This window comes from Brevundimonas vesicularis, from assembly GCF_032067225.1.
Taxonomy (GTDB): Bacteria; Pseudomonadota; Alphaproteobacteria; order Caulobacterales; family Caulobacteraceae; genus Brevundimonas; species Brevundimonas vesicularis_F.
Map to the genome: position 1 here is coordinate 1 of NZ_DAMBJX010000058.1, position 15,994 is coordinate 15,994.

At 66.3% G+C, this 15,994-nt stretch carries 17 protein-coding genes; 11 read left to right on the forward strand and 6 right to left on the reverse strand.

Annotated elements, in window-relative coordinates; genetic code table 11:
• Positions 1-68: 68 nt before the first annotated feature.
• Positions 69-2,141 (forward strand): TonB-dependent siderophore receptor, encoded by a 2,073-nt coding sequence (locus tag RT123_RS13035; protein ID WP_313009542.1) that lies wholly within the window; start codon positions 69-71, stop codon positions 2,139-2,141.
• A gap of 9 nt (positions 2,142-2,150) precedes the next feature.
• Here the strand turns inward: RT123_RS13035 and cysE are convergent, their stop codons facing one another.
• Positions 2,151-2,978, reverse strand: a complete 828-nt coding sequence (gene cysE / locus RT123_RS13040; protein ID WP_284878044.1) for a serine O-acetyltransferase — start codon at positions 2,976-2,978, stop codon at positions 2,151-2,153.
• Between the two features lie 20 nt (positions 2,979-2,998).
• Positions 2,999-3,625: an NUDIX hydrolase gene (locus RT123_RS13045; RefSeq protein WP_313009543.1), complete on the reverse strand. Its 627-nt coding sequence runs from the start codon at positions 3,623-3,625 to the stop codon at positions 2,999-3,001.
• Between the two features lie 45 nt (positions 3,626-3,670).
• Here RT123_RS13045 and RT123_RS13050 point away from each other — a divergent pair, with 45 nt between their 5' ends.
• Both RT123_RS13050 and RT123_RS13055 read left to right on the forward strand, forming a co-directional pair.
• Positions 3,671-4,264 carry a nitroreductase gene (locus RT123_RS13050; RefSeq protein ID WP_185223940.1) on the forward strand — a complete coding sequence of 198 codons (594 nt, stop codon included), beginning with the start codon at positions 3,671-3,673 and terminating at the stop codon, positions 4,262-4,264.
• Positions 4,265-4,336: 72 nt separating this feature from the next.
• Positions 4,337-4,999 (forward strand): DedA family protein, encoded by a 663-nt coding sequence (locus RT123_RS13055; RefSeq protein WP_045810068.1) that lies wholly within the window; start codon positions 4,337-4,339, stop codon positions 4,997-4,999.
• Here the strand turns inward: RT123_RS13055 and RT123_RS13060 are convergent.
• The gene (locus RT123_RS13060; protein WP_409514912.1) at positions 4,971-5,843 is read right to left on the reverse strand and encodes a DUF817 domain-containing protein; all 873 of its coding nucleotides are present in this window, start codon (positions 5,841-5,843) and stop codon (positions 4,971-4,973) included. The genes RT123_RS13055 and RT123_RS13060 overlap by 29 nt on opposite strands.
• Before the next feature lie 157 nt (positions 5,844-6,000).
• Here RT123_RS13060 and RT123_RS13065 point away from each other — a divergent pair, with 157 nt between their 5' ends.
• Entirely contained in the window at positions 6,001-6,768 is a 768-nt protein-coding gene (locus RT123_RS13065; RefSeq protein WP_066551911.1) for an EAL domain-containing protein, read from the forward strand.
• 42 nt (positions 6,769-6,810) lie between these two features.
• On the opposite strand, the gene queF is transcribed toward RT123_RS13065, so the two are convergent.
• Positions 6,811-7,272, reverse strand: coding sequence for a preQ(1) synthase (queF, locus tag RT123_RS13070; protein WP_066554928.1), 462 nt, complete (start codon positions 7,270-7,272; stop codon positions 6,811-6,813).
• Between the two features lie 473 nt (positions 7,273-7,745).
• Between queF and RT123_RS13075 the strand changes: the two genes are divergently transcribed.
• The 5 genes from RT123_RS13075 (at position 7,746) to RT123_RS13095 (ending at position 10,349) form a co-directional block, all read left to right on the forward strand.
• Positions 7,746-8,678, forward strand: a complete 933-nt coding sequence (locus RT123_RS13075; protein ID WP_292080755.1) for an NAD(P)H-dependent flavin oxidoreductase — start codon at positions 7,746-7,748, stop codon at positions 8,676-8,678.
• Between the two features lie 38 nt (positions 8,679-8,716).
• Positions 8,717-9,433, forward strand: a complete 717-nt coding sequence (locus RT123_RS13080) for a TorF family putative porin (protein WP_292080757.1) — start codon at positions 8,717-8,719, stop codon at positions 9,431-9,433.
• Positions 9,434-9,609: 176 nt separating this feature from the next.
• Positions 9,610-9,822 carry a cold-shock protein gene (locus tag RT123_RS13085; protein WP_008260450.1) on the forward strand — a complete coding sequence of 71 codons (213 nt, stop codon included), beginning with the start codon at positions 9,610-9,612 and terminating at the stop codon, positions 9,820-9,822.
• Between the two features lie 51 nt (positions 9,823-9,873).
• Positions 9,874-10,068, forward strand: a complete 195-nt coding sequence (locus RT123_RS13090; RefSeq protein WP_055754798.1) for a hypothetical protein — start codon at positions 9,874-9,876, stop codon at positions 10,066-10,068.
• A 23-nt stretch (positions 10,069-10,091) separates the two neighbouring features.
• The gene (locus RT123_RS13095) at positions 10,092-10,349 is read left to right on the forward strand and encodes a hypothetical protein (RefSeq protein ID WP_055754797.1); all 258 of its coding nucleotides are present in this window, start codon (positions 10,092-10,094) and stop codon (positions 10,347-10,349) included.
• Between the two features lie 2 nt (positions 10,350-10,351).
• Here RT123_RS13095 and RT123_RS13100 read toward each other — a convergent pair whose 3' ends face one another.
• Positions 10,352-11,515: a cystathionine gamma-synthase gene (locus RT123_RS13100; RefSeq protein WP_292080759.1), complete on the reverse strand. Its 1,164-nt coding sequence runs from the start codon at positions 11,513-11,515 to the stop codon at positions 10,352-10,354.
• Between the two features lie 4 nt (positions 11,516-11,519).
• Positions 11,520-12,920 carry a pyridoxal-phosphate dependent enzyme gene (locus RT123_RS13105; RefSeq protein WP_217431747.1) on the reverse strand — a complete coding sequence of 467 codons (1,401 nt, stop codon included), beginning with the start codon at positions 12,918-12,920 and terminating at the stop codon, positions 11,520-11,522.
• Between the two features lie 118 nt (positions 12,921-13,038).
• On the opposite strand from RT123_RS13105, the gene rnr reads away from it, so the two are divergent.
• Positions 13,039-15,348: a ribonuclease R gene (gene rnr / locus RT123_RS13110; RefSeq protein ID WP_313009545.1), complete on the forward strand. Its 2,310-nt coding sequence runs from the start codon at positions 13,039-13,041 to the stop codon at positions 15,346-15,348.
• A partial coding sequence (locus RT123_RS13115) for an NUDIX hydrolase (protein WP_313009546.1) occupies positions 15,345-15,994 on the forward strand: 650 nt, incomplete at its 3' end. The genes rnr and RT123_RS13115, both read left to right, overlap by 4 nt.

The following is a 15,994-nucleotide window of genomic DNA, read 5'->3' on the forward strand; positions in this document are numbered from 1 at the left end:
GCAGCGGTTGACATCATCAGGCGGAAGCGGATAGCCGATACAGTATAACATTTCAAACGGAGCCTGCCTTGTCCCTCCTTCTGAGCTGCGCCGGCGCGTGCCTGCTGGTTGCCGCCAACGCCCCCGCCCCCGTCGCTGTCGCGACGGTCGAGCCTGAAACGGTGGGGGAGATCGTTGTTCTAGGCCGCCGCTCGGCGCCGCGTGACCTAACCCTGGGCGCAGGAGCGATCACCGAGGCCATGTCGCCGTCCAGCCGCTCCATCGAGAACGATCTGATCAAGGCCGTGGGCGCGACGCGCCTGGCGGATGCGCTGGAACTGGTCAGCGGCGTCAGCCAGCAGAACAATCGCGGCGGCGTCATGGACAACTTCGCCATCCGCGGCTTCCTGGGCACGCCCGACGGCGGGGCGGAATATTATGTCGACGGCTTTCTGGCCAATCGCGGCATGGCCCCGCCCCGCGACCCGGCGACGTCCGAGCGAATCGAGGTGCTGAAGGGGCCGTCCGGCGCCCTGTTCGGCGACATCGACCCGGCCGGACGCATCAATATCGTCTCCAAGACCCCCCGCTTTGCCGCCGCCGCCTTTACCGCGACGGTAGGATCATTCGGCCTGCGCCGCGGCGAACTGGACCTGACCGGCCCGATCAACGACTCCCTGGCCGGACGGCTTGTGGTGGCGGGCGAGACCTCGAACGGTTGGCGCGACTATGTCGGCCTGGACCGCACCGTCGTGGCGCCGTCCCTGACCTGGCGTCCCACCGATGATCTGCGCCTAACCTATGTGGGCGAGTTCACCACCTTCACGACCCTGTTCGACCGGGGGATGCCGGCGATCAACGGCGATGCGCTGTTTCTGCCGCCCTCGAACTATTACGGAGACCCCGGCGACGGTGTGACCCGCTTTCGCAACGAACGGCATCAGGTCACCGGCGAATACCGGATCAATGACGACTGGGGCCTGAACGGCGGCGTCGCCTGGCGCGGCGGCTCGCTGAAGGGTCTGTCCAGCGATCAGTCGCGCCTGGTCGGCGACCAGCTGTGGCGTCAGCGTCGCGGACGCGACTTTTCGGTCGAGGACCTGTCGGCCCGGCTCGAGCTGAACGGCGTGGTCGAGACGGGGCTGGGGGTTCACAACCTCGCTTTCGGGGTGAAGGCCTATCAGCTGACCTATGGCGAGAAGTGGCTGCGCATCAATCCGACTGCGGCCAATCCCTATCCGATCGATGTCCTCAATCCCGTCTATGGCGCGGTCACGCCGCCGACGCCCCTGCCCTTCACCGACAATCTGGAAACGCGCGACGTCGTCACCTTGTACGTCCAGGATTTGTGGGAGGTGAACGACCGCCTCAGCCTGCTGGCCGGGCTGCGGTTCGACGACTACGACCAGACCATCCGAAACAACCGCACCGGCGCCGTCGGCGAGGCCCGCGATACGCCCCTGAAATACCGCCTAGCGGCCCGCTATCGCCTGACCGACAACCTGACCGCCCACGCCAGCTTTGGCCAGTCGTTCGTGCTGAACTCGGGCACAGGTCGCGACGGCTCCGGCTTCGCACCCGAGGATGGCAAGGGCTATGAGATTGGCCTGGCCGGCGCCTGGGACGGACTGGATTTGGCCGCCACCGTCTTCGACATCGAGAAGTCGAACATTCTGACGACCGATCCGGTCGATCCCAACTTCCTGGCTCCGGTGGGCAAGCTGACGACGCGCGGGATCGAGCTCGACGGTGCCTTGAAGATCGACGAAGTCTGGCAGGTGGTCGCCAACTACGGCTGGACCGACGCCCAGGCCGACGACAGCGCCTTCGCCACCGACGCCGTGCTGAACGTGCCCGAACATTCCGGCTCACTGTTCGTGATCGGTCGCTTCCCCACCATCCACGGCACGACCTGGTCATTCATGACCGGCGCGGCCTACGTCGGCGACCGGGTCGGCGGCCTGGCGCTCGGCGCGCCCAAATTGCCTGCCTACTGGAAGGCCAAGGCCGCGCTGGACTATGGCCTGACGCCCCAGGTCACGGCCCGCGTCGAGGTCGATAACCTGTTTGACGAGCGTTACGCCGCCAGCTCCTACAGCGCCCTGTGGATCTACCCCGGCGCCCCGCGCAGCGTCCGCGCCTCGCTCAGGATCGCCCTGTGAAGCGCCGGGTCAGATGACGAAGTCGTACACCACATCGGCCAGGGTGTGATCCATGGTGCGGGCCGGTTCGGCGTTGGTCGGGCAGTTGACCAGCCGGGCCGGCACCCCCGCCACGGTACAGCCGGACGGCACAGCCTTCAGCACCACCGAGCCGGACGCCACCTTGGCGTAGTCGCCGACGTGGATATTGCCCAGCACCTTTGCCCCGGCGCCCAACAGGACGCCCTTGCCGATCTTGGGGTGGCGGTCGCCGCGTTCGGCGCCCGTCCCACCCAGGGTCACGCCGTGCAGCATCGACACGTCGTCGCCGACCACCGCCGTCTCGCCGATCACGATGCCCGTGCCGTGATCCAGAAACAGCCCCTTGCCCATCTGCGCGGCCGGATGGATGTCCAGCTGGAACAGTTCTGAGATCCGGCTCTGGAAGTGGAAGGCCAGCGTCTCGCGCCCCTGTCCCCACAGCCAGTGCGCCACGCGCCAGCCCTGTAGGGCCTGGAAGCCTTTGAAATACAGGAAGGGCTGCAACAGGTTGCGGATCGCCGGGTCGCGTTCGGCCACAGCCTGCAGATCCGCCTCCGCCGCCTCGACCATCGACGGATCGGCCTTGAACGCCGACAGACACACCTCGCGCACCGACATGGCGCTCATCTCGCCGTCCGCCAGTTTGCGCGCGATCTGGAAGCTCAGCGCGCCCGCCAGGTCGTCGTGCGACAGGATCACCGCATTCATCTGCGAGCCCAGTTGCGGTTCCTCGCGCGACGCCGCCTCGGCTGAGGCGCGCAGCTGACGCCACACGGTGTCCATTTCGAGTTCTGCGACGACTTCCAGCTTGGCCATGACCGGCTCCTTCGGCGACATCATACGCGCCCCAGCAAGGCGCGCGCCAGCGCCTCGGGCAGTTCGCCGTTCATGGCCATATGATAGGCCTTGTAGGCCGTCGCCACCGTCAGGCTGTCGCGCACCGTTCCCCGCCCGATCTCGTCCAGCAGATCCAAGAACGAAACGCGCACCACGGCGATGATCTCGGTGGGATCGGGATCGGTCGGCGCGGGCGACAGGCCCCAGGCGATCCAGGTCATGCCGATCTCGTCGGTGATGGAGTTCGACATCTCGACCTTCAGCGCCGGCAGCCAGTGTTCAGCCTGCAATCCCGCCTCTTCGGCCAGTTCGCGCCGGATGCCGTCGAACGGATCCTCGTCCAGCGGTGCGCCGCCCTCGGGCATTTCCCAGCTGTAGTTGGCGTGGGCGAACCGCTGCTGGCCCACCAGGGTCACCGTCCCATCGTCGTGGACGGGCAGGACGCCGGTCCCGACGTTCTTGAACCGCACGACGGCATAGTCGGCCTTCATGCCGGTCGGCGCCGTCGCCGGATGCCGGGTCAGCGCCATCCAGGGGCTGTCGAACACCGTCTCGGTTCCGTCGCTGCGCCAGGCCGGCGGCTTCGACAGCCCTTCGGCCCATTTCGGTTCGTCGGATTTGCGCATGGGCCACCTATGGCGAAGACGCGGATGAAAGCCTAGCTAGACGGCATGGTCGCGCTCAACGAACCCCTGCCCCCGCCCGTTCCGTCAAAAGATTTCCGCGACCGCCTGGCCCAGCGGCGCTCCGCCCCGGCCCAGGCCCTCGTCGCGCCCGGCCCGTCCGAGGCCGAACTGGACGAGATCCTAACCCTGGGCGCCCGCACGCCCGACCACGGCAAGCTGTTCCCTTGGCGTTTCGTCGTCCTGGGTCCCCAATCGCGCGCCGATATCGCCGCCCGCCTCGCCGTGCTGGTCGAGCTTCGCAACGGCCCGGCCAAAGATCAGGCCGTGCTCGCCAAACTGACCGCCGCGCCCGTCACCATCCTGGTCGTCTCGACGCCGGTCGAAGGATCCAAGCCGATCTGGGAGCAGCACCTGTCGGCCGGCGCCGTCTGCATGAACCTGGAACACGCCGCCTCCGGCTTCGGCTATTCGTCCAGCTGGATCACCGACTGGTATAGCTACGACCCGCAAGGCGTCGCACTGTTCGGCCTGACCGAGGGCGAGAGCGTCGCCGGCTTCATCCACATCGGCACGCTGAACGAACCCGCGCTGGAACGCCCGCGTCCCGACTTGGCCGCCAAGGTCACACGCCTGCCGTAAGCGGGTGACATAAGGTCGCCCTACGTCGGTTTGACCTCGACCGACCCCGCCTTCCTCCCCCAAGACTTTCGTATGGATTCCCTATTGCAAGCCGTGGGCGATTTCGTCGCCCGCAACCATATGTGGGCCGGCGTCATGTTGGGCTTGGTCGTGTTCGTCGAGTCGCTGGCCGTCGTCGGCGCCTTCGTGCCCGCCACCGGCCTGCTGGTCGCGGCGGGCGGCCTAATCGCAGCCGGCGTGCTGGACCCCGTCAATGTCATTGTCGGTTGCGTCATCGGCGCGGTGATCGGCGACGCCATCTCCTATTGGGCCGGACGTCGGCTGGGCGTGCGCTTCCTCCAGCGCCCGATGTTCAAGGCGCACCGCCGGCGCATCGCCTGGACGCGTTTGTACTGCCGTCGCTACGGCGTCATGTCGATCTTCGTCGGCCGCTTCTTCGGGCCCTTGCGCGCCTTCGTGCCGCTGACCCTGGGCATGCTCAGGATGCGTCAGCGCGCCTTCCAGTTCGGCAATGTCACATCCGGCATCGTCTGGGTGCTGGCCATGCTGGCGCCGGGCTATCTCGCCGCCCAGGGCCTGGCGAAGATGGAAGTTCTCAGCGAGGCCCACGGCCCCACCCTGCTGATCGGCGGCCTCGCCGTTACCATCCTGGTCGTCGCTGTCGTCTATCGACTGGTGAAGGCCCGTATGAGCCGCAAGTCGGCCGTTATGCGCGGGGCGTTACAGGGACGTTGAGTTCCTCTTCCGGTGAGTGCACCAATGAGACCAGCACGACCGAGATGATCATCAGCAAAAACCAGCTACCCAGCTTGGCCAGGGACACCATTTCCCACCCGTCGGCCTGCCCCGGATAGACCCAGGCCCGCCCCAGCGTGCCCAGGTTCTCGGCGAACCAGATGAAGAGCGCCACCAGGAAATAACCCAGCAGCAGCGGCATCGACCGCCGCTTCCGGTCCGCCGTGAAATAGAACCATCCCCGCCCGAACAAAACGGCGGTCGCGATGAACAGCGCGATGCGCACGTCCGGCAGCCAGTGATGAGCGAAGAAGTTGACGTAGATGGCCGCCGCCAGCACCCAGGTCGTCCACAGCGGCGGATACCTCCGCACCCGAATATGAAAGATGCGCTGCACCCGCGCGATGTAGCTGCCGACCGCCGCATACATGAAGCCCGAGAACAGCGGCACCGCCCCGATCCGCAGAAGACTGTCCTCAGGATAGACCCATGACCCGTGCGCGGTCTTGAACAGCTCCATGATCGTCCCCGCCACATGGAACAGGAAGATCACCCGCGCCTCTTCCCAGCTCTCCAGCCGGAAGATCAGCATCGCCGCCTGGATCACCACCGCCCCGACCGCCAGGAAATCGTAACGGGACACCGGCGCGCTCTCCGGCCAAAGCAGAAACGTCCCCAGGATCAAGGCCAGCATCAGCCCCCCGAACAGACACGCCCACCCCTGCTTCAGCCCGAACCATAAGAACTCATAGGCCTGGCGCCGCGCCCACGACCGATCCGCCCACGCCTCCGCCCGCGTCATCAGACGGCGGCCCCAGGCTTCGAGCGGAAGTGCGTGGTTCATCGCATTATCCGTGACGGCGCAGCGAAAAACTTCAAGAGCGGACCGCTATACCGCTAAGGCGCATCAACCGCACAAGGGAACCCGACAGCGAATTTCCTGTTCGACATCAGTCTTTAACGCCTGCCACCTTAGACTTGCCGGACAGTAGGAGAAGCTTATGTCTTGCGCAGGCTGTAAGGATGGGGCGGGTTTCGATCTGCCAATCACCATGGCGTTCCAGCCGATCGTCGATGTGACGACCCAGACGGTCTTCGCCTACGAGGCCCTGGTGCGGGGCAAGGACGGCCGGGGCGCGGGTCAGGTTCTGTCGCATATCTCCCACGACAACCGCTATGCCTTCGATCAGCTATGCCGCACGACCGCCATCGATCTCGCCGCCGGTCTGGATATGACGGCGGGCGGCGCCAGCCTGTCGATCAACTTCCTGCCCAACGCCGTTTATGAGCCGCGCGCTTGCATCCGCGCCACCCTGGCGGCGGCGATGCGCACCAACTTCCCGGTGGATCGGATCATCTTCGAGTTCACCGAGAGCGAGGTGATGGACACCGACCACATCCTGAACATCCTGCGATCCTATCGCGCCATGGGCTTCAAGACCGCCATCGACGACTTCGGCGCCGGCTATGCGGGGTTGGGCCTGCTCAGCCTGTTCCAGCCCGACATCGTCAAGCTGGACATGGCCCTGGTGCGCGACATCGACACCAACACGGTCAAACGCACCATCGTGCGCCACACGCTGAACATGCTGCGGGACCTGGGCATCCAGCCGGTCTGCGAAGGCATCGAAACCCTGGCCGAACACGATGTCCTGCGCGACCTCGGCGTCGATCTGATGCAGGGCTATCTGTTGGCGAAGCCGGCCCTGGAAGCCTTGTCGCCTGTCGCCTGGCCTGACCAGGCTGCGCCTGCCGCCCTGAGCGCCTGATCGCCGGGTGCCGCCGCTAAACGGCGGACGCGGGGCCTCTGACTATCCCCGCCCGCGATAGGTCGGCACGCCTTGGTCCGGCAGCCACAGCCCTTCGGGCGGCGCACCGGTCTGCCAGAAGACGTCGATCGGGATGCCGCCGCGCGGATACCAGTATCCGCCGATCCTCAGCCACTTGGGTTCCAGCAGGTCCGCCAGCCGCCGCCCGATAGCGACGGTGCAGTCCTCGTGGAAGGCGCCGTGATTGCGGAAACTGGTCAGATACAGCTTCAGGCTCTTGGACTCGACCAGCCAGTCGCCCGGCGCATAGTCGATGACGATGTGGGCGAAATCCGGCTGGCCCGTCACCGGGCACAGGCTGGTGAACTCCGGCGCCGTGAACCGGGCCAGATATAGCGTATCCGCATGCGGGTTCGGCACACGCTCCAGCACCGCCGTCTCGGGACTGGTTGGGGCGGCGGTCTGGGCGCCGAGCTGGCTGAGGTTGTCGGTGTAGTGGGTCATGCCGGGCATTTAGGCGCTTGCGACCGGCTTGGAAATCCTCCCCCACTCCACTTCCCTCTCCCATTGGGAGAGGGCTTGAGCGCACGGCGGCGTCAGCCGGCGTCATTGCGCGAAAGGGTGAGGGTCGGATGGCGCGATCTGGCCAACCGACCGACCCTCATCCGGCCCTCCGGGCCACCTTCTCCCAACAGGAGAAGGGAGACGACCAGCCAGCCATCCTAATCCCGGACGGCTTCCCTCGCCCTTTCAACGCCTTCGCGGCGACCAGCGTCAATCGACTGATCCTCGATCCGGACCGTCGTATTATGGCCGGTTTTCACCCGCCGTCGCCGCCTGCCCGCTTTCACCCCGCTTACCGCCCGAGATTAGACGAATTAGACTCATTTTTTCGCGCCACCGTCTGAAATCCCCGCGATTGCCTTCCCCGGCGACAGCCCGCTAAGCGTAGCGAAAGAAAACCAAAGGAGACGTCCGTGGCCATTCCCGCTTCGCTGCAAAAGGGTCTGATCCTGCCGATCATTTCGGCGCCGATGTTCCTGGTGTCCGGACCGGATCTGGTGGTCGAGGCCTGCAATGCGGGCGTGATCGGCACCTTCCCGTCGCTGAACCAGCGCACGACCGAGGGCTATCGGGACTGGATTCAGGAGATCAAAGGTCGGCTGAAGCCCGAGGCCGCGGCTTTCGGCGTCAACCACATCGTTCATCCGACCAACCCCCGGCTGATGGCCGATATGATGGTGTCGGTGGAGGAGAAGGTGCCGCTGATCATCACCTCCTTGGGCGCCGTGCGCGACGTGGTCGACGCGGTCCATGGCTACGGCGGTCAGGTCTTCCATGACATCGCCAACATTCGCCATGCGCGAAAGGCGGCCGAGGCGGGCGTCGATGGTCTGATCCTGGTCGCCAACGGCGCGGGCGGCCATGCGGGCATCATCAACCCCTTCGCCCTGGTCAATGAGGTTCGCAGCTTCTTCAAGGGGACCATCATCCTGTCGGGCGCGCTCTCGACGGGTCAGGACGTGGCGGCCGCCCTGATGCTGGGCGCGGACTTCGCCTATATGGGCACGCGCTTCATCAACACGACCGAAGCCATGGCCGCCGACGCGTACAAGCAGATGGTCATCGACAGCGGCGCGACCGACATCGTCCACACGCCCGCCGTGTCCGGCATCCCTGCCAACTTCATGAGCAAGTCGCTGATCGAGAACGGCATCGATCCGAAGACCCTGCCCGAGCACAAGCTGGACATGGGCGACGAGGCTAAGGCCTGGAAGACCGTCTGGTCCGCCGGCCAGGGCGCGGGCGCCATCCACGACGTCCTGCCGACCGCCGAACTGGTCGCGCGCCTGCGACAAGAGTTCGCTCAGGCCACGGAGGAATTCGCCATCAAGGCCGGAGCACGCTAAAGGCGGCGCAAATCCGCTTCTCTCGCGCTGGAGCCCCCATGATCCGCACGACCATCCTCGCCGCCCTCTCCGTCTCCGCGCTCGCCGTTGCGCTGCCGGCCGCCGCCCAGTCGGCGTCTGGGTCCGCCCCGACGTCCGCGCGCGACGCCTGGTCCTTCGAACTGGGCGCGGGCACGGACAACCGCTCCAAGGATGCGTCCAAGTCCGGCAACGACGGCTACGCCTTCGGCTCGGCGACCTGGGAAAGCGCGGACGGCCTGTTCTACGTCGGCCCCGGCTTCCAGACGATCCAGGCCGGCGGCTCCAACGTCGAGGCCGAGTTTGTGGTCGGCTATCAGCCTGAAGCCTTCGGCTATCGGTTCGACTTCAACGTCGCCTACAAGAACCGCCTCGACGCCGAAGCCGGCTATGATCAGGACGCCTGGGAGATCACCGGCAACGCCAGCCGCTCGATCGGCCCGGCCAGCGCGCGACTGCAGGTCCAGTATTCGCCCGACGCCGCCGGCTCGACCGACAGCTTCACTTGGGTCGAGGGCCGCTTGGGCTGGGACTTCACGCCCCAGCTGAACGGCACGGTCGCCGTTGGTCGTCGCGAACAGAACGGCGCGCCCGATTACACCGGCTGGAACGCCGGCGTGACCTACGCCCTCACCAACGCCCTGGAACTGGACCTGCGCTATTACGACACGGACGCCCACACCTTCGGCGAACAATATGAGGACGCCCTGGTCGCCAAGGTCGCCTACGCCTTCTGATCGCCAGCCCCTTGCGCAACGGTTGTCGGGCGCCCATCTAGGTCTGGTCGATCTCTCTGCGTAACGCCGCTGCTCCCTTTGCATCACGCACCGAGGTCCAAAAGCCGATCCCATTCAGACCCGACAGGCCGACCAGGGATCCCTCCCTGCGGTCAACGCCAGACGGAGGTCTCCAAATGGCTACCGGCACTGTAAAATGGTACAACCCCACCAAAGGCTACGGCTTCATCGCGCCCGATGACGGCGGCAAGGACGTCTTCGTCCACGCCTCGGCCGTCGAAACCTCGAGCGTCGGCTCGCTGAACGAAGGCCAGAAGATTTCCTACGAAATCGAGCGCGATTCGCGCTCCGGCAAAGAGTCCGCCGGTCGCCTTACGGCGGCGGAGTAGGACACGATCCAAGCGTCCAACACGAACGAGCCGGCCCCGACCAGGGCTGGCGTGATCGCCTTCGACGGCGAGGTAATCAAACTGATGCCGCTCGGCGGCCGTCGCGTTCGCCTGGACAACGGCCACTTGATCACGGTCCTGCCCTCGCTGGGCGCCCAGACGGGCGTCTCGCTGCTGGGCGACCGCGTGACGGTGGAAATCGCCTTCAATCAGCTGAAGGGCTGGCGCCTGTCGCGCCAGCCCTGAGGCTTCTGCATACGGATGCCGACATGACCCCGCTCGCCGACATGATCCCCGCGATGACCGACGCCGACCTGACGACGCTGCGCGCCAACGCCGCCCGCCTGGTCGAACACGGCGCCTCGACCCAGGTCATGGCCGCCAGCGACATCATCCCGGTCATCGACACCGAAATGGCCCGCCGCGCGGCCCTGCCCAAGCCCGCAAAAGCCCCGGTCAAGCGCGCCGCCCCCAAGAAGAAGCTGCCGCCGGTCACCGGCCACCAGACAGCCCTTCCTTCCAGCTGAGATCAGCCCAGGGCCTGATCGAGATCCGCGATCAGGTCCTCGACATTCTCGACCCCGACCGACAGCCGGATCAGGTTGTCGGTCACGCCGCCCGCCTCGCGCACCTCCTTGGGCACGCTGGCGTGGGTCATGATGGCCGGGTGGTTCACCAGGCTTTCAACCCCGCCTAACGATTCCGCCAGGGTGAAGACCTGAACCCGTTCCAGCACCCGCTTGGTGCGCTCCAGATCGCCCTCCAGGATCACCGTCACCATCCCCCCAAAGCCGCCGTGCATCTGGCGCGCGGCCAATTCATGCTGCGGGTGGGCGATCAGGCCGGGGTAGATCACCTTGGCGATCCCCGCGCGCGTCTCCAGCCAGCGTGCGATGGTCAGCGCGTTCTCGCAGTGCGCCTTCATCCGCAGCGCCAGGGTCTTCAAGCCCCGGTTGGCCAGGAAGGCGTCGAACGGCCCCATGATCCCGCCGACCGAGTTCTGCAGGAACTTGATCCGCGTCGCCAACTCGGCGTCGGCCGTCACCAGCACCCCGCCGATAATGTCCGAATGGCCGTTCAGGTATTTGGTCGCCGAGTGCATCACCACGTCCGCCCCCAGGCTCAGCGGCTGCTGGCAGAACGGGGTGGCGAAGGTGTTGTCCACGACCAGCAGCAGACCATGCGCCTTGGCCACCTTCGACAGGGCGGCGATGTCGGCCAGCTTCATCAGGGGATTGGTGGGCGTCTCGACCCACAGCATCTTGGTCTTAGGCGTGATCGCCGCCTCGACCGCCGCGAGGTCGCTCAGGTCCACATAGGCGAAGTCCAGCCCCATGGTTCGCCGACGCACCCGCTCGAACAGTCGCCACGAGCCGCCGTACAGGTCGTCGCCCGTGACGATGTGATCGCCCGCATCCAGCAACTCCAGCGCCGTCGAGGTCGCCGCCATGCCCGAGCCGAAGCCGAACCCGTGCGTGCCGCCCTCCAGGTCCGCGATACAGGCCTCGAACGCCTCGCGCGTCGGGTTCTTGCCCCGCGCATACTCATAACCCTTGTTCACGCCCGGGCTTTCCTGGGCGTATGTCGAGGTCGCGTAGATCGGGGTCATCACCGCGCCCGTGGTCGGGTCAGGATGTTGGCCCGCATGGATGGCGCGGGTCGAAAAGCCCTGGCTGTTCTTCTTGTCGCTCATGGACTTACCGGTTCAGGCTGAGGTGGTTGATCAGGTCGGTGCGGGTGATCAGGCCGACGAACCGCTCTCCGTCCAGCACGATGGCCACGCGGTCGCGGTCGAAGACAGGGATCAGGGCGTCCAGCGGCTCATTGACCTGAAGCGTGTCCAGATCGCGGGTCATGGCCGAGGCCACTGGCTTGGCGAACCGTTCTTTCCGCGTGATCTCGTCGGTGTTCATGATGCGGATCAGGTCGCTTTCGTCGAGAATCCCGACCAGCCGGCCGTCTTCGATGATCGGCAGCTGGGACACGTCGGCGCCCTTCATCCGCTTGAAGGCGGTGTCCAGGGTGTCGCCCGGCCCGGCGACCACCACGTCGCCCTTCTCGTATTTGCGGTTGATCAGGTCCGACAGGTCGCCGTGCAGCTCGCGCTCGCCCAGGCCCTGATCGGCCAGCCAGGCGTCGTTATAGACCTTCGACAGATACTTGGCCCCGGTGTCGCAGACGAAGGTGACGCAGGTCTTGGCCTCGGTCTGTTCGCGGCACCAGCGCAGGGCCGAGGCGATCAGGGTGCCCGAGGACGATCCAGCCAGAATACCTTCCTTCAGCAACAGTTCGCGCGCCGTGGCGATCGCCTCCGCGTCGGGGATCGAATAGGCCTTGTCGATCAAGCTCATGTCCGCCGTGTCGGGAACGAAATTCTGACCGATTCCCTCGACGGTGTAGCTGCCTTCCGGCCCCGGCACGCCGTCGTTGACGATGCCGGCGAGGGTCGAGCCGACCGGATCGGCCAGGATGATCTGGGCCTTCGAGCCAACGCTCTTCAGAAACTGCGCCACGCCCGTGATGGTACCGCCCGAGCCGATGCCGGCGACGAAGGCGTCGATGTCGCCGCCCGTCTGCTCCCAGATTTCGGGACCTGTCGTCTTCACATGGGCCTCGGCGTTGGCGGCGTTGGCGAACTGGTTGACGTAGAAGCCGCCGGGAATGCCTTGGGCCAGACGCTCGGCCATGTCGGTGTAATATTCCGGATGGCCATGCGGGACGTCCGAACGCGTCAGACGAACATCGGCGCCCATCGCCCTGAGATGCTGGATCTTTTCCTTGGACATCTTGTCCGGAATGACCAGAAGCACCTTATACCCCCGGGCCCGACCGACCAGCGTCAACGCCAGGCCGGTGTTGCCCGCCGTCGCCTCCACGATGGTGCCGCCTTCCTTCAGGAAGCCTTCGCGCTCGGCGGCGTCCAGCATCGAGATGGCGATCCGGTCCTTGATCGAACCGCCGGGGTTCTGGGACTCCAGCTTCAGCAGCAGGCGGCACGGGCCGGTGTCGATCTTCGTCACCTCCACCATCGGCGTCTTGCCGATCAGATCCAGCGGCGACGAGACGGTCGCGCTCAGGGCGGGGGCGGTCAGGGACATCGAAAACTCCATTCGGGGCGGGCGGAAGCTGAAGCCCCGCCTTCACATGGTCAACTCACGCAAGATTTGACCCCTCAAGATTTACTCAAGGGCGCGGTTCCGCGCTACGAAAGACATAATGACCAAATCATCCAACAGGCCGCCCGCCGGTCTCCCCGACAAAGACACCCTCGTCGCCTTTCTGCGCGAGGCCGGATCGGCCGAGAAGACCGACATCGCGCGCCATTTCGGGCTGAAAGGCGGTGACCGCCGGGCCCTGCGCGAAATGATCCGCGAGCTGGAAGCCGAAGGGCGACTGGGCAAACGCGGTCGCAAGGGCTTTTCCGAAGCCGGCGCCCTGCCCCCCGTCGGCGTCGCCGATGTGATCGAACGCGACGGGGATGGCGAACTGTACGTGCGCCTGGTCGAGGCCAGTCCCGACGCCCCGCGCGCCATTCTGATGCCCGACAAGTCCAAGGCCGCCCCTGGCCTGGGCGATCGCGTGCTGGTGAAGTTCCAGCGCGGCGCAGAGGGTTGGGAAGCCCGACTGATCAAGAAGCTGGACGTGGGCTCCAACCGCGTTCTTGGCGTGATCCGCAAGTCGGCGCGCGAAACACGCGTCGAGCCGGTCGACCGCCGCTCCAAGGACGTCCTGCTGGTGCCCCAGGCCCAGTCCGGCGACCTGCGTGACGGCGACCTGGTTCTGGCCGCGATTGAGAAAGGCGACCAGCGCTATGGTCCCAAGCGCGGCAAGATCCTGGAGCACATCGGCAAGGAGGATGATCCCCGCGCCGCCTCCCTGATCGCTATCCATGCCCACGGCGTCCCGACCGGCTTCTCCGAAGCGGTCGAACGCGAGGCCGAGGATCAGGCCCTGCCGACTCTGCAGGGGCGCGAGGACCTGCGCGAGGTCCCCTTCATCACCATCGACCCCGCCGATGCGCGCGACCACGACGACGCCGTCTATGCGGCGCGCGACGAGGATCCGAAGAATGAGGGCGGCTGGATCGTCTGGGTCGCCATCGCCGATGTCGCCGCCTACGTCCGCCCCGGCAGCCAGCTGGACCGCGAGGCGCGCGACAAGGGCAACTCGACCTATTTCCCCGATCGCGTCGAGCCGATGCTGCCGGAAGTGCTGTCGAACGGTCTGTGCAGCCTGAAGGAGGGCGAGAACCGCGCCTGTCTCGCCGTGCGGATGGTCTTCGACAAGGACGGACGAAAGACCGGCCACCGGTTCGTGCGCGGCCTGATGCGGTCGCACGCCAAGCTCAGCTACGAGCAGGCGCAGGCCGCCATTGATGGGCAAACTGACGACACGACCGGCCCGATCATGGAGGCGATCCTCTATCCGCTGTGGAACGCCTATCACGCCATGCTGAAGGGCCGGCTGAAGCGCAGTCCGCTGCAGATCGAATCGGCCGAACGCCGCATCCGCATGGCCCCGGATGGCGGTATCGCCTCCATCGAAAAGCGCGCCTCGCTGGAGGCGCACCGGCTGATCGAAGAGATGATGATCCAGGCCAACGTCTGCGCCGCCGAAACGCTGGAGCAGAAGAAGACGCCGCTGATCTACCGCGTCCACGATACGCCCAGTCAGGAGAAGATCTTCAACTTGGCCGACTTCCTGTCGACCATCGGCAAGCCTTGGAACAAGGGCGAGCCCGGCACGACCAAGCGGTTCAACAAACTGCTGGACGAGACCCGCGACACCGAACACGCCGATGTCGTCAACGAGGTGGTCCTGCGCAGCCAGATGCAGGCGATCTACTCTCCTGAGAACATCGGCCACTTCGGCCTGAACCTGGATCGCTATGCCCACTTCACCTCGCCGATCCGGCGCTATTCCGACCTGATCGTCCACCGCGGCCTGATCCGGGCTCTGGGCTTGGGTAAGGACGGACTGACCGACCGCGAGATCGCCGAACTGCCCGCCATCGCCGAGGGCGTGACCATGACCGAGCGTCGCTCGATGGCCGCCGAGCGCGATGCAATGGACCGCTATATCGCCGCCTATCTGGAAGAGCACGTCGGCGCGACGTTCGCCGGGCGGATCACCGGCGTGACGCGGTTCGGCCTGTTCATTCGTCTGGAGGACACGGGCGCGGACGGCCTGGTGCCCGTCTCCACGCTCGGCAGCGAATACTTCACCCACGACGACCGCGCCCACGCCCTTGTCGGCGAACGCACGGGTAAACGCTTCACCCTGGGCCGCATGGTGGAGGTTAAGCTGCGCGAGGCGACCCCCGTCACGGGTGGCTTGGTGTTCGAAATGCTCAGCGAGCCCGAACCCCGCGATCCCAACGCCCCCGCGCCCCGGTATGGCATTCGCGGACGCGGCGGCGACGGCCCGCCGATGCGCGGCAAGAACCGCCCCGGCGGCCCCAAGCCCCGCAACGGCTCCAAACCCTCCGGCGGCCTGAAGGGTGTGAGGAAGGGCAAGCGCAAGTGACCCCCTTCGACGCCGCTCAGGATCTGGCCGACGCGCCGCGTGTCGGCGGGGCTCAGCGACCGAAGGATGCGGCGACGCTGATCCTGACGCGGGGTGGGTCGCGGCCCGAGGTGCTGATGGGAAGACGGGCGCCGGGGCATGTGTTCATGGCGTCGAAATGGGTGTTTCCGGGCGGGCGGATCGACCGGAGCGACTTCACCGCCGCCGCGACAGGCGACCTGCCCTCCGATGTCGTGCGGCGGCTGGAAGGCGAGCTGCCGGCCCGCCGCGCGCGCGCCCTGGCGCTGACGGCCGTGCGCGAGACCTTCGAGGAGACCGGGCTGATTCTGGGGCGGCACGCGCCGAGCGCCTCAGTCGCGGGACCGTGGCGCGAATATCGTCAGGCCGGCGCCCTGCCCGATCTGTCGGTCCTGTCCTACATCGCCCGCGCCATCACGCCGCCGGGTCGGACACGGCGGTTCGACGCCCGGTTCTTCATGGCGCCGGCCGAGGCTCTGCTGAGCCCGGAACCGACCGCCGGATCGGGCGAACTGGACGAGATCGCCTGGCTGCCGCTGGACGAGGCGCGCGCCCTGGACCTGCCCGCCATCACCCGTTTCGTGTTGGGAGAACTCGCCGAGCGTCTGGAACACCCGAACCGTCCCCT